Origin of the sequence: Paenibacillus jamilae (assembly GCF_050482105.1) — a bacterium.
Taxonomy (GTDB): Bacteria; Bacillota; Bacilli; order Paenibacillales; family Paenibacillaceae; genus Paenibacillus; species Paenibacillus jamilae_B.
Window position 1 is genome coordinate 262,211 of sequence record NZ_JBCNHI010000011.1, and the last position, 13,472, is coordinate 275,682.

General features: G+C 47.0%; 14 protein-coding genes. 9 read left to right on the forward strand and 5 right to left on the reverse strand.

Going from position 1 to position 13,472, the window contains the following annotated elements; translation table 11 throughout:
* The first annotated feature begins 163 nt into the window (after window positions 1-163).
* The 3 genes from ABEW32_RS08575 (at window position 164) to ABEW32_RS08585 (ending at window position 3,839) form a co-directional block, all read left to right on the forward strand.
* Window positions 164-823 (forward strand): SGNH/GDSL hydrolase family protein, encoded by a 660-nt coding sequence (locus ABEW32_RS08575; protein ID WP_430186560.1) that lies wholly within the window; start codon window positions 164-166, stop codon window positions 821-823.
* A 140-nt stretch (window positions 824-963) separates the two neighbouring features.
* Window positions 964-2,307: a hemolysin family protein gene (locus ABEW32_RS08580; protein WP_430187030.1), complete on the forward strand. Its 1,344-nt coding sequence runs from the start codon at window positions 964-966 to the stop codon at window positions 2,305-2,307.
* Between the two features lie 260 nt (window positions 2,308-2,567).
* Window positions 2,568-3,839, forward strand: coding sequence for a methyl-accepting chemotaxis protein (locus tag ABEW32_RS08585; protein WP_430186562.1), 1,272 nt, complete (start codon window positions 2,568-2,570; stop codon window positions 3,837-3,839).
* A 92-nt stretch (window positions 3,840-3,931) separates the two neighbouring features.
* Here ABEW32_RS08585 and ABEW32_RS08590 read toward each other — a convergent pair whose 3' ends face one another.
* Complete coding sequence (locus ABEW32_RS08590; RefSeq protein ID WP_430186564.1) at window positions 3,932-4,144, reverse strand: hypothetical protein; 213 nt, start codon at window positions 4,142-4,144, stop codon at window positions 3,932-3,934.
* An 84-nt stretch (window positions 4,145-4,228) separates the two neighbouring features.
* On the opposite strand from ABEW32_RS08590, the gene ABEW32_RS08595 reads away from it, so the two are divergent.
* On the forward strand, window positions 4,229-5,011 hold the full coding sequence (locus tag ABEW32_RS08595) for a YwaF family protein (protein WP_430186566.1): 783 nt from the start codon (window positions 4,229-4,231) through the stop codon (window positions 5,009-5,011).
* Window positions 5,012-5,124: 113 nt separating this feature from the next.
* Here ABEW32_RS08595 and ABEW32_RS08600 read toward each other — a convergent pair whose 3' ends face one another.
* The gene (locus ABEW32_RS08600) at window positions 5,125-5,916 is read right to left on the reverse strand and encodes an SDR family oxidoreductase (protein WP_430186568.1); all 792 of its coding nucleotides are present in this window, start codon (window positions 5,914-5,916) and stop codon (window positions 5,125-5,127) included.
* A 204-nt stretch (window positions 5,917-6,120) separates the two neighbouring features.
* Between ABEW32_RS08600 and ABEW32_RS08605 the strand changes: the two genes are divergently transcribed.
* Both ABEW32_RS08605 and ABEW32_RS08610 read left to right on the forward strand, forming a co-directional pair.
* Window positions 6,121-7,554 carry an N-acyl-D-glucosamine 2-epimerase gene (locus ABEW32_RS08605; RefSeq protein ID WP_430186570.1) on the forward strand — a complete coding sequence of 478 codons (1,434 nt, stop codon included), beginning with the start codon at window positions 6,121-6,123 and terminating at the stop codon, window positions 7,552-7,554.
* Between the two features lie 83 nt (window positions 7,555-7,637).
* Window positions 7,638-8,309 (forward strand): MgtC/SapB family protein, encoded by a 672-nt coding sequence (locus ABEW32_RS08610; protein ID WP_430186572.1) that lies wholly within the window; start codon window positions 7,638-7,640, stop codon window positions 8,307-8,309.
* Between the two features lie 218 nt (window positions 8,310-8,527).
* Here ABEW32_RS08610 and ABEW32_RS08615 read toward each other — a convergent pair whose 3' ends face one another.
* A complete protein-coding gene (locus tag ABEW32_RS08615; RefSeq protein WP_430186574.1) occupies window positions 8,528-9,205 on the reverse strand; it encodes a peptidylprolyl isomerase in 678 nt (225 codons plus the stop codon).
* 330 nt (window positions 9,206-9,535) lie between these two features.
* Complete coding sequence (locus ABEW32_RS08620) at window positions 9,536-9,793, reverse strand: YqkE family protein (RefSeq protein ID WP_430186576.1); 258 nt, start codon at window positions 9,791-9,793, stop codon at window positions 9,536-9,538.
* A gap of 130 nt (window positions 9,794-9,923) precedes the next feature.
* Between ABEW32_RS08620 and ABEW32_RS08625 the strand changes: the two genes are divergently transcribed.
* Window positions 9,924-11,156: an MFS transporter gene (locus ABEW32_RS08625; RefSeq protein ID WP_430186578.1), complete on the forward strand. Its 1,233-nt coding sequence runs from the start codon at window positions 9,924-9,926 to the stop codon at window positions 11,154-11,156.
* A gap of 87 nt (window positions 11,157-11,243) precedes the next feature.
* The gene (locus ABEW32_RS08630; protein ID WP_013369715.1) at window positions 11,244-11,423 is read left to right on the forward strand and encodes an aspartyl-phosphate phosphatase Spo0E family protein; all 180 of its coding nucleotides are present in this window, start codon (window positions 11,244-11,246) and stop codon (window positions 11,421-11,423) included.
* 67 nt (window positions 11,424-11,490) lie between these two features.
* Here ABEW32_RS08630 and ABEW32_RS08635 read toward each other — a convergent pair whose 3' ends face one another.
* Window positions 11,491-12,393 (reverse strand): DMT family transporter, encoded by a 903-nt coding sequence (locus tag ABEW32_RS08635; RefSeq protein ID WP_430186580.1) that lies wholly within the window; start codon window positions 12,391-12,393, stop codon window positions 11,491-11,493.
* Window positions 12,394-12,548: 155 nt separating this feature from the next.
* Between ABEW32_RS08635 and ABEW32_RS08640 the strand changes: the two genes are divergently transcribed.
* Entirely contained in the window at window positions 12,549-13,400 is an 852-nt protein-coding gene (locus tag ABEW32_RS08640; protein WP_430186582.1) for a TrmB family transcriptional regulator, read from the forward strand.
* Window positions 13,401-13,472 lie beyond the last annotated feature (72 nt).

A 13,472-nucleotide genomic window follows, 5' to 3' on the forward strand; every position in this document is an offset into this window, starting at 1 on the left:
AACAGAGTGGGTGGAATGGTGCTGCACAAGCAACAGCGGTGAAAAGCACCGTCTACCTGCATAATGGCTATAACTCTTCCAAATCCTGAAACCGCTTTCCAATTCGGAGAATAAGAGGTATGATAAGGGTATTATTGGAAATTGGTAAGGAGGATATCGGAAAATGTCGAGTACAGGGCACGCGCGTATTCTTTTTCAAGGGGATTCTATTACAGACGGAGGAAGAGGACGGAATGAGGACGCGAACCATTGGCTGGGTCAGTGCTATGTGTATCTGATCGCAGGAGCTCTCGGAAGTCGATTGGCTGCTACACAGCCGGAGTTTGTAAACCGTGGAGTTTCGGGAGACCGGGTATCGGATTTGTATGCACGTTGGAACGAGGACACGTTTAGTCTAAAGCCGAACTTGCTCAGTATTCTAATCGGGGTGAACGATGCCTGGAGGATTGTGGAGCAGGAGCCGTCCGGGGTGACGGACCGATTTGAACGAGCTTATTGCCACCTGCTGGAGGAGACACGGGAAGTGATGCCCGATATCGGGCTGGTGTTGTGTGAACCGTTTATTTTGAAAACAGGAGCTACCGAGGCGCGATGGGATATTTGGCAAGAAAAAATAACGGGCTACCAGCGAATTGTACGTCAACTTGCCGACCAATATGGGGCCGTATTTGTACCGCTCCAGAATATGTTCAACGAAGCGGCTACCAAGGCGGACGCTTCCTATTGGCTGCATGACGGGGTTCATCCGACAGCGGTCGGGCACCAGTTAATAGCTGATCAATGGATAGATATCGTGCAAAAGAGCTCACTGGCGATTCGTTAATAAAGTTATACATAGTCTACTCCTTGCCATTTTTGGGTAATACACAATTATGGACATCATTACTCATGTTATAATTCCATCCAAAAATGAATGTCAAAGGGGGTGCTTCTTGCTTCGCACCAATGGAGCAAGAGAGGGCTATGGAAACGATAAATATTATTCTGGTTATTTTACTTATCACCTTAACTGCTTTTTTTGTGGCCTCGGAGTATTCCATTATTCGTGTACGGGTATCTCGTATCAATCAATTGGCTTCAGAGGGCAACAAAAACGCGAAAGCTGTTAAAAATATTCTGTCTCGGCTTGACGAGTACTTATCCGCTTGCCAGCTCGGAACCACACTAACATCAATGGCGCTAGGCTGGTTAGGGGAATCTACAGTTGAGAAGCTGCTGCATCCCCTGTTTGTGCTGGCACATATTCCGGCTGGAATAACAGGAATACTCTCCTTTTTGCTGGCTTTTCTGATTTTAACCTATTTCGAGGTGGTCGTTGGGGAACTGGTACCCAAAACATTTGCCATACAAATTGCCGAGCCGATGGCATTGTTTTTCGCCCGTCCGATTACAGTATTTTATAAAATAACGTATCCCCTGAATTGGGTGCTCAGTCGTTCTTCACGTGTCATTACAGGGCTTTTTGGGCTGGAAAAGGTATCTGAAGAAGATGCGGCACTCAGTGAAGCTGAGCTTCGACTGGCGTTATCTGAAGGCTTTCGGAGTGGTGAAATTACACCAACAGAATATCGATATCTGAACAATGTATTTGATTTTGACGACCGTGCAGCGCAGGAAATTATGGTACCGCGCATTCACATTCGTTCCATTTCCCACCAGGCAACAGTGGCCGAGTTTATGGAGCTGATCGAGGATAAGGTCTATAATTTTCTACCTGTCGCTGAACATGGGGACCGGGATCGTATTATTGGGATGATTCGCGTGAAGGAAGCCCTGCATGATTTGGCTCGTGGGCACAGCACAGGGAATACAACGATGGCTTCTTATATCCATCCGGTGCTTCAGGTGATCGAAACGGTTCAGGCGCGGGATCTGCTCATTCAGATGCAAAAACGACGTATACCCGTAGCAGTGCTGGTGGATGAATATGGTGGTACGTCTGGGCTTGTCACCCTGGAGGACATTATGGAGGAGATTGTTGGAGATATTCCTTCTTATACGGATACCGAGACTCCAACAGCGTTAACACCCCTCATTACAAAAACAGATGACCATCGTTACATACTCAAATCACAGGCGCTTATTCATGAGGTCAATCGGCGCTTGGAGACGGATATTGAGGCGGGGGACGTGTATACGATTGGCGGTTGGATGCTTTCAGAGCGTTTTGATATTCAGCAAGGAGACAAGCTGACCACCGGATTATGGGAATTTACTGTACTGGAAAAAAACAGTCACCAAATAGACACAATTGAAGCCGTTAAAAAGGTGGTTGTTGAGCAGGAAGATAGCAATTATTCTCAATGATGGAAAATGGCCTTGCGAAGGAAAAGGTCGTTTTAGATATGGCGAATGGCCTGCAATGCAAGCGGCAGCGCGATTTTTCCGCTTTTTTGACGCAGATTGCTGGCTAAATAGCATGTTGTTTTATCGTTAGCTCAGAGGACCTAAGACTCTGCATCTTTATGCTTATAAATCTGGGTGTCTGTGAAAAAAACTACTAGAATTGTAGCAATTTTATGGTAAAATGGAATCAAATTTGAGTTTTTTGGGGTGGGCTACAGTACATGAAGATGTCACTAGGTACGAAAATGGTTACTGCATTTGTCTTCATTTCAGCAATAACCTATGGAACAAGCGCTTTTTTTATTTTTGTACTCAAGGACTGGCTTGCTCAAGGTACACAAGAATGGGTGTACACTTCGATCATTCTGTTATTGGGTGTTCTGTGGAGTGGCATTTTGGGCTGGTTGATCTCAAAATTACTCACACGGCCAATTGTTAGGCTGGCCAAGGCGGCAGAGGAAGCTTCGGCGGGCAATTTGTCTGTCGTCATTCCAGAGCGTCGCTCAGATGATGAAATCAAAGTGCTGTACGATGCATTTCGGCATCTGATGCTGAACATTAAAGATATGTTCAATGAGATCTCATATAGCACCAGAACAACTTCGCAAAGTGCAGAAAATCTGAGCTTGGCTATTGTGCAGGCCACGGCGCAAATCGAGTCCATGTCTACAGTGGTAGAAGATATTTTGGATGGTGTAGAGCAGCAAAAGCAAGCATCTGCTCAATCGATTAAAACAGCGGATCGAATGCTGGGCGATTTTAAAATGATGCGTAACAAATCGGGCCATATGCTAGAACTGTCAGGCCATATGGAGCATTCCGTGGATTCAACGCAGACTGTGTTTTCATCCCTGATGGACGGTATGGGAGAGCTGACAGCTTCACATAGTCGGTCACAGCAGGTGATTGCACGACTGGAAAAAGAAGCTTCCCAAATTGAAGCGATTACAAGCACCGTGAAGGATATTGCGGAGCAGACCCATCTGTTGGCGCTGAACGCTTCTATTGAAGCGGCGCGTGCAGGAGAAGAAGGGAACGGCTTTGCTGTAGTGGCGCACCAGATTCGCGCACTCGCCGCCCAAAGTACGGACTCTGTACAGCAAATTAATGCTATCGTGTGCCGTGTACAGTCTCAGATCGTAGAGACTGTGGAGTTGATGCAACAGCAAACGTCTTTGGTTAGTGCTGAGGCGGAACGGACAAGCTCTGTGGACCAGACACTGAACCGTTTGAATGCTATTGTACGTGAATTTGTCGAAAGCATCCGTGCCATGGAAGAAGCTGTAACAGAGCAGACGAATCGGGTGGATCAAACCTTTGAGCAGATTCATCGTATTCAGCAAATGTCAGGGGCGTTCTCTGAAGGTGCACACAAAATATATACCGCTGCTCATGAGGAGACGGCTATTATGCAGGAAATTTCATCTTCTTCCGAGGATTTGAAAGTGCTTACGAATAAACTCATGCTGAAAACACGTGGAATGCAGCTATAGTTACAACTGTCATGTGAGACATCATGCATACCAATAAAACTTAGCCCTTTACGCCGGAAAACGAAGCAAAATCGTTTTCCGGTGTGTAGTGGCTATTTTTTTATTTCAAAAAACTCACATTGTTTTCTGGAATGGTAGGCCAAATCACTAACGCTGGACTGCACAACGATGGTCTGATCGTCAAAACGGATAATGATTCCGCCCGAGCCAATCAATTGGTCATCTTGAAATACACGAACACGAAGATGACGTTCCAGTGCTTCGCTGAAATCCTGATCTGAAATTAATCGGCGATTAATAGGCATGGGGGTTCTCCTTTGAATATGATATCTTTTATCATAAGGGTTAAGGTATTGAACAAGCAAGAAAGTGGTTGAAGGGGGCTTCCTATGGACTGGCTATGGTCAGGGTCTTGGTTCGATGCGTACGCGCCGGAGGGGTTCGAGGCTTTTACTCCTTCGCATGGGTTGGCTATATTAGGACTTATAGTATGCGCATTGTTGCTGTGGCTGAATCGGGGATGGATTCGGTCGAATAAGCTTGTAAGTGATGGAATTCGCTGGTCGTTAATTACGATCCTCACTCTCTCAGAGGTGACTCTGAATATATGGTACGTGACACAGGATATCTGGGATGCCCAGACATCATTGCCCTTAGAGCTATGCAGTGTGACACTACTGCTGTCCATCCTGATGCTTGTTTTCCGCAGCCGCTGGTTATATCCGGTGATCCTTTTTGCCGGAATTGGAGGAGCGCTTCAAGCTATACTCACGCCTAATTTGGCTTATGCATTCCCGCATTATCGTTTTATCCATTTTTTCGTGGCTCATAGTGCTATTATTTTGGCTGCCTTGTACATGACTTGGATTGCAGGATTCCGACCGACGTGGAAGGGCGTAGGGGGAGTTATGCTATTTCTCAATAGTTTGGCGCTGATCGTATGGATTGTAGATCGTGCGCTCGGTGCCAACTACATGTTTCTGACTGGAAAGCCGTCGACTCCGTCGATACTTGATATACTAGGGCCATACCCTGTTTATATTTTGGCAGAAGAGGCGATTGCACTGCTGTTCTTTTCTCTTCTGATGCTGTTGTTTGAGGTGCTGCCAGGAGGCAATTTATATGTTCGCTTTCACAAAGAAGTTGTGCATGGTGCTGATAGGGAGTCCTAGAAGCGTTGTAAGTCATGCAAAAGCAGCCTTTTCCACAAGTAGTGCTAAGGATAAGGCTGCTAAGAATGGCTAAACAGCAGTAGTTTATATAGGTACAATGATCCCTATTATGCTTAACGCAGCAGCGATTCTGCTCCGTCTACATAGATTTCCGTACCCGATACATGGGATGACTCGTCTGAGGCGAGAAACAGGACCAGATTGGCCACCTGCTCTGGCTCACCTGGAGCATCCTCCAGCGGATGCTCTCCGCCCTTTGGAAACTCGACTGGAATTTGTACCTTTTTCAGATCTTCAGTAGGATACGTGTTATCATCAATTTTCGTGTCGATGGCTCCCGGACATATTGCGTTGACCCGAATTTTGTAACGTGCCAGCTCCAGCGCTGCCATTTTCATAAAAGCAACTTGAGCTGCCTTGGTGGAGGCGTAGGCTGAGAACCCAATACCTGAAAAGGTTCGGTTACCGTTGATGGAGCTGGTAATGATAATGCTACCGCCACGTTCTTTCAGGTATGGAACGGCATATTTAACGGTGGCGAAGGTGCCGCGCAGGTTAATGTTCATTGTGCGGTCCCATTCCTCCAGCTCCATAGTCTCAATAGGGGCCATGGTGCCATTAATGCCTGCGTTGGCGAACACGATATCCAGCTTTCCGTATGTTTCCACGACTTTAGCGAACCCTTGCTGAATCATGTCTGGCTTGGAAATATCACATTCCAGCACAAATGCTTCACCGCCAGCCTGCTCAATGATTGCTTTGGTCTCCTCTGCATGCTCGGGTGTCCGATCCAGCATGATCACCTTGGCGCCTTGTTCTGCAAAACGAATGGCGGTTGCTTTACCGATTCCTGAACCTCCGCCGCTGACCACTGCTATCTTTCCTTGCAATCTCTGCTCTGCCATTGACTATTCCTCCCATTCCGTTCATAAGCTAAACCTGACTCGTTATTCCAATACCTCTGAACGCTAATGGTGAAACAGTAGCAGCTGTATTTCACCCCATTTGCGAAATATGGTAACATAGGCGAACCAGTAGGAACATATAAAGCAAACCTATAGATTCTGAGCAAGTATCGGAGAACACGCGAGTGACGGAGGTGGAGCGAATTGGACAATAAGAGACAGGGCCAATCCGAATTAACAGACTCCATAGCACGAATCGGAAAAATGAAACCATGGGTCATGAACGGTCCCAGTATTCAAATTGATCCGTTGTTTCCCTATTACGCCAATCGGTCGCGGGATAGCATAGCGGATGAGATCGCCCTTGCAGGCTACCAGACCGTGCATTATTTTGTCGTGCGTGAAAACGAAGTGGACGGAGCGCTTGTTGCTGCATTCCAGCGTAGAGGCATCGCGGTGTGGGCGATGGTGCTGGGCAACGGTTCTTTTGGTGTGTCCCAGCTGCCGCCAGCGTGGAAGGAATGGCGCATGGAGCTGCTGCGCGAGCCCAATGATGGTTTTCAGCGGCTTTCACATTTTGCCCCAGAGTATGTGGAGTGGAAAAAGAAAGTCGCTGCCCGGCTCGTCACCGACATTCCGTTTGACGGATTTGAGGTGGCGGAGCCTTATTTCCCCGAATGGAACGGGCTGCGCAGTGGAGTGTACGGGGATATTGGGCCGCATGCGCAGCGTGCCTTCCGCGCGCGCTACGGTGAGGACATGCCGAATTTTCGCGATAAGCATGCACGGAATTACTACCGGAAGGTCCCGAAGCTGTACGGGCAGTGGGTCGATCTGCGCGTGAACGCCGTAAATGGGCTCATCTGTGAGCTGGTGAACGGCGCAGGCGGTGTGCGAGATGTCCGGCCGGACATCTGCGTGGCGACATGGTCGCTTGCTGTGAGCGGGCGTGGCGATGTTCCCGGTCAGCTGCGGGAATGGCAGGGTCTGGACGCGGTAGCCATGATCGGGTGCGTAGCCCCGGATATGCACGTATTCCAGACCCATTGGCCGGACTGGATGCGCCGCCGCCTGCCGCCGCAGTATACTCGGGGCTACACTCGCATCGCGCAGTCCATACGCGCCGCTTACCCGGACCTGCCCCTCGGGGTGCAGGCGGATATTGGTTCGCTCGCGCGGATGGTTCGGGACCGCGAGTGGACACGGCAGTTCGGGGCTGCCGCCCTGGAGGGCGACTACGCTGCCTGGACTGCCTATGAGTACCATCTGGGAGGCTACATGTACGATGAGCCTCCCATACCTCTCAAGGCGGAGCGTTCAGCCGAAGATGAAGTGGTTATTTCTTTTAGCAAGCGGATTGCAGCCCCGGTTGTGGGTGAACTTCGTATTTGGAGTCGGGAGGACAACGCAGATTCAACTCGCGGTGTAAAGCGCGAGTTAACGAACGATTCACTCACACTGCTAGAGCTTGTGGATGCAGCCGCAGACGGAAACCGTTTATGGCTCCGTGTACGTAACTTACCAGCGAGGTCGTTTAGCTTGCGTCTGGATGGTGTGCAGGATACACCGGAGCTGTGGCTGCTCAAGGGAAGAAAGGCACATCGCAATCTTCCCGAGCATGAGGTGAAGGTTCCTTAAAATTTGGGTAATAACAACATAACAGCTGGATAAAGGCTCATTTGCCTGAGTATAAACATAAATAATAGTGGAGTGAAAAAAATATGTGGGATTGGGATTACCTGATTCGGGTCATGTTTGCCGGATTGTGCGGCGCATTAATCGGCTATGAACGCAAAAGCCGGATGAAGGAGGCTGGCATTCGCACGCATTTCATTGTCGGGATCGGGGCGTCGCTTATGATGGTGGTATCCAAATATGGTTTTCAGGATCAGGCTGTCTGGTCCAACCTGTCGCTGGACCCTTCCAGAATAGCAGCACAGGTTATAAGTGGAGTGGGCTTTATCGGCGCAGGGATGATCTTTACACAAAAAAATAGAATCAAGGGACTTACCACCGCTGCGGGTATCTGGACTACAGCTGGGATTGGCATTGCTGTCGGTGCGGGAATGTATGGGCTTGGCGCGGGTGTAACGCTGTTTATTTTGGCGGCTCAGTCCTTGCTCCATAGCCGTTTTTATCAGATGACTACCCCGTCTACGCGGCAGGTGGTTGTACAGGTCGATAATGAGCCGGGTATACTAAATCGAATCAAAGAGCTGCTGGAGAACAAGAAGCTGACGATTCACAGCTTTCACGCCGAACGCATGAATAACGGTGAGCAGTTCATTATTCATATGCTTCTAAAGCTGTCCCGCTCAGAGGGAGTGGAGGAACTGCTGTCATTGCTGCAAGAGATGGAAGGCATTCGTTCAGTCGAGACCAAATCCAATTAGACGACTTTATTGCTTAGGTATAGTAGCTTTTTGTCGAATCCTGATATGCTCATGTAACAGAAAAAATCTCTAAAAAATAATGATTGAAAACGCTTCCTTTTGTGTATATACTCTTACTACATCTTAGAGGAGCAGCTTAGAAAGCATCAAGGGATAAACAAAAACGACCTCATGCCTAGGCACAAGGTCGTTGCTGTTATCCCGTTTTGAAAGACAGGTTATTTTACTTTGACGGGTTCCGGGTATTTTTTACCCAGCGTATCAACAGTAACTTTTTTCATCGTAGCTGGTTTGATGGGTTTGTCATTGCTATCCCGCTTGGAGTTGACGATAGCATCGACTACGTCCATCCCGGACGTTACTTTACCGAAAGCGGCATATTGACCATCGAGGTAGTCCGCATCGGCAACCATGATAAAGAATTGCGAGCCAGCGGAATCTAAATCCGCCGAGCGGGCCATGGATAATACGCCACGTGTGTGTTTAAGTGTATTATTAACGCCGTTACTTTTGAATTCCCCTTTGATACTGTAGCCTGGGCCACCTGTACCGTTACCTTGCGGATCACCACCCTGAATCATAAAGCCAGGGATGACGCGGTGGAAAATGGTGCCGTTATAAGCTCCCTTTTGCACCAAGGAGATGAAATTGTTAACCGTGTTCGGTGCAACTTCCGGATACAGCTCAAGCTTGATTTTCTTGCCATCATTCATGACAATCGTGACAACTGGATGTGAAACAGCTTTGCTTTTGTCTTTAGTCGCAGCGGGAGTTGTAGTGCTTGTCCGGCTTGCGGCTTCCACATCGGACGCTTTTGTACCGCATCCAGCAACCAGCACAAGCATGATGGCCAGCAGGCACAACGTGTACCATGGGCGTATCGATTTTCGGTTCATTGATATTCCTCCTGAAAGGTTGGATGGCGTAACATCCTAATTTATAGTTTGGGGGCAGCGCAGAACACTTTTCCATTTACTATCATACCTTTTTTGCTGGGGATAAGGAAATACGGGTTTGAAAGCCGTATTCTTGACCCATACTGCTGCTATTCCCAAGGAAAGGGGCAGGATCATGATGGAGGTAGACAAAAAACTGGCTAAAGGTCTCATATGGGGTATGGCGCTCAGTTTGCCGGTTTGGGTAGGGGTGCTGTACTCAGTACAACATATTCGTGACTGGCTATAACATAAAGTGTAAAGATAGGCCAAAACCGCAATGGTTTTGGCTTATTTATAGTTGTGCCAGTCTAAATTGCTGTTATTCAACAGATGTTCAAAGTTGTTGTCCAGCTTCTTTTGTTCAGCTTTTTTTGCTTCAAGGGCACGTTGCCGTTCGTCTTCTTTACGCTTGTCCTGTTCTGCTCGCGCTTCATTGGCCTGAGCTTTAAGCTTGTTCAGCACGTCCTGACTCAACAGGTCCTTTAACGTAGCAGGCTTGTCCTGAGCCGCAGGAGCAGGGAAAGACGAATTTCTCTTCTTAGCCATGTCATCATCTCCATTCCATTCGATTATATCAGCTTCTTCGCGGTTGTTCCACGATGAATGACTAAGGTTAACGGTAGACTTTTCTAATTTAGAGGGTAATAATGGATGAACAGAAGGGACGTGTGGCAGCATGCATCTATATTGGAAGCGAAACCTGATTGTTTTGTGGATTGGAGTATTGTTTTGCAGCATGGCCTATTCGGTGTCGATTCCGTTTTTACCTATTTTTCTGAATACGGAACTGGGCGTAAACGGCCATCTGGAGCTGTGGTCGGGGATTGCTTTTGGCGTCACTTTTTTAGCGAGCGCGCTGATTGCCCCGTTTTGGGGTTCGCTTGCCGATAAGTATGGACGTAAGCCGATGCTGATTCGATCAGGCTTTAGCCTGGCGGTATTGTACCTGGTATGTGCTTTGGTGACAGACCCATATGTATTTGTAGGAGTTCGCTTGTTTCAAGGACTTCTCTCTGGATTTATTCCTGCAGCAATTGCACTGGTCGGAACGGGCTCACCTGAAGAAAAAACGGGCTATGCCCTTGGCATTATGGCGACTGCTGGAGCGACGGGCAGTATTATAGGTCCACTGATTGGCGGTGTAGTGAGCCATTATTATGGCAATCGGAATGCCTTTTTCTTCTCTGCGGCTCTGGTATTGATATCTGCGTTAATTGCGACATTTGGCGCTAGAGAGGATAGCTTTAAGGGCACCAGTACCCGCTCGCATGTTCGCGATGATATCAAGGAGGCTATTGCGAATCGGCCGCTGTACTTTTTGCTTATCCTGGCGGGATTAAGTACCTTTTCCGTCATGATATTGGAACCGTTAATTACGGTGTATGTGCTTGAAATGGGCGTGGATCGCAGCCATGCATCTTTGAGCTCCGGGATTGTATTCTCAGCTGTAGGCATCGCGGCGGTGCTAATGGCTCCACGATGGGGCCGGATTGGAGGGAAAATCGGCTTTGCACAGGTGCTGCTGATTGGGCTGATCGGCTCGGGAATCGGGAATATCCTGCAGTTTTTTGTAGCCAACTTTGTTGGTTTTGGTGCACTTCGATTTGGATATGGATTGTTTTATGCGTCTGTCATGCCAGCGATCAACGCCATGACTGTGGAGGTCACCAAGCCGGAGTTTCGCGGACGAGCCTTTAGCCTGAGTCAATCAGCTACCCAGCTTGCGACGATGGCGGGACCGCTGATCGGCGGTATGCTGGGTAGCTGGATGCCCATTCGCTGGATCTTTGTGTTAAACGGTGGTATATTGCTGGTTGCAGCGTTATTGTTATGGGCGAGGGGGAAAAACGTTTTCCCGGTTTCGGCCCAAAATAACGCAGCGGATCAGAATATTCATTCTGCCGGATAGGGAAATTAGATAATTATCCCAAACCCTTATTTTTAGTATATTATTCATAACCCTGTACACTGATCATATGACAGGGAGGGATATATTATGATAAGAGACGACATTTTGCGTCAACAGCTTGAGAATGCCCGTCAAAAGCTGTATATTTTGCAAGCAAAACACGGTTTTAATCATGCCAGTGTGCTCAAACAATCTGTAATTATGGATAACCTCATCAATCAATATAACCACCTTTTTTATATAAAAGAAAAAAAGCCGACTGCATAGATATATCCAACTGGGCGAGAACTTTTAGAAAGGCCACTCGCCCTTGTATTGTAGGGCTGCAATATCTTTAGGTACGGTTTGTTTGATGTGCACTCATCAAGACCCCTATAATAACGACCAGACCGCCAATGATTTGGCGCCATGTAATCGTTTCGTGCAATAGTAAGACCGAGAATAACACCCCAAATATCGGAACCAAATTCATTAAAGATACGGAACTGCTCGGTGACAACTTAATTAACCCGTAATTATAAAGCAAAAATGCAATAACGGAGCAGAACACACCCAGATACATGAGCAGCATAAATGATCCCGTTGTCGGCGCCTGCCAACTATCTTTTTCTAATAGAGCTAACGGTATGAAAAAGATACTACCTGCAACGGTTTGGTAAAAAGATAACGTCACTGGCGGATATTTGTCTACAACCTTACGTGTCATGAAAGTGTAAAACGCCCACGCAAATCCGGTTCCAATCAATATTAAATTTCCGATGAGTTGGTTCTTACCATCCGAGCCTTCGCCAACGGAGGTTAAGAAATATACCCCAATCATGGCCAATGCTATACCGCAGATTTTAATTTTGGATAATTTCACCTTATACAAAATAAGCTCAAGCAGCGATGTAATCGCGGGATACGAAGCAACAATTAATGCTGCGTTGGAAGCAGTCGTCAGGCTAACCCCTATATTCTCCATTGAAAAATAAAGAGTAATTCCCAAAACTCCACTAAACGAAATCGTAGCCAAATCCTTTGGCTTTACTTTGACATGTTCTTTTTTGATCAGCAAAACGAGACCGAGTACGATGGATGCTATGATAAATCTGGATAGACCCAAGGTAAGCGGGGGGAACGTCGTATAGGCTGCTTTGGTAGCAATAAACGATGTGCTCCAGATCAATAGGGCCAGAATCGTGGAACCATAATAAATTCGGTTGCTTTCGCTGTGATGAGCTATGACTTTGTTCAAGTTAAATCCTCCCTGAGTTCATCCCCTATGAAAATATATTAGTAGCTACTATAGTTACTACTACAAAAATGCTATTAAAAAGATAATTTGTATATCAGTTTTTGTCAAGGGGAAGTGATATAGTAAGGAAGAACATGAACTGAGGAGAAAACGTCATGAAACCAAAACCAAACATATTAGAAATTCTACGTGATTTGAATTTTAGTGAATATGAAGCCAAGGCTTATGTAACCTTATTGGAAAGCTCTCCACTTTCGGGCTATGCTGTTTCATTGAACTCAGGAGTACCGAGATCCAAAATTTACGAGGTTTTGTCGGGGATGGTCAACCGCGGGGACATCATGGTAAGTCAAGAAAATACACCTCTGTACGTGCCGCTGCCTCCACATGAATTGATTGCCCAGAGAAAACGCAAAGCAGAGCAGATTTTTAATGTGGCGCAGGAAAGTTTGGAGCAGTACACAGCCTCGTTTCAAAACAGGGAGAATATTTGGAATATTTCGGGGTATGAAGCCATTATCAATCGCATTAATGAAGGCGTGAAGGGAGCAAAGCATCGAATTTTACTAGAGATTTGGAAAGAGGATGCCGAGGTGTTCCGAGATGCCTTAGAGCAAGTCGCTCAGCAAGGAATTGAAGTAATCATTGTAGCATATGGTGATCTTAACTTTGATTTTGCTACTGTTTACCGCCATGATATGAGTGAGGAGATTACGTCCGAAATCGGTGGTCGGTGGATTGTACTTAGCGTGGATGATCGGGAGGTTGTAGCTGGCATACTTTCACTTGGTGATGACAGCCGCGCTGCATGGACGCTACATCCGGGGCTTGTGATGCCGATTACGGAAGTGATTATTCATGATATTTATATCATGGAAATTCTATCTGAATTCCGTGAAGAATTGGAGGCAAAATTCGGGCCTAATCTAATCCATCTTCGTAATAAGTTCGCCATGGGTCCCAATGGAAAAGGATACTATGTCCCTTTGGCTGAAAAAAGGCATTAAACGTGTATAGGGATCATGCGAGATCCAATGTACACTAATAAACAGGCCCATGGAGCTTATTCCATGAGCCTA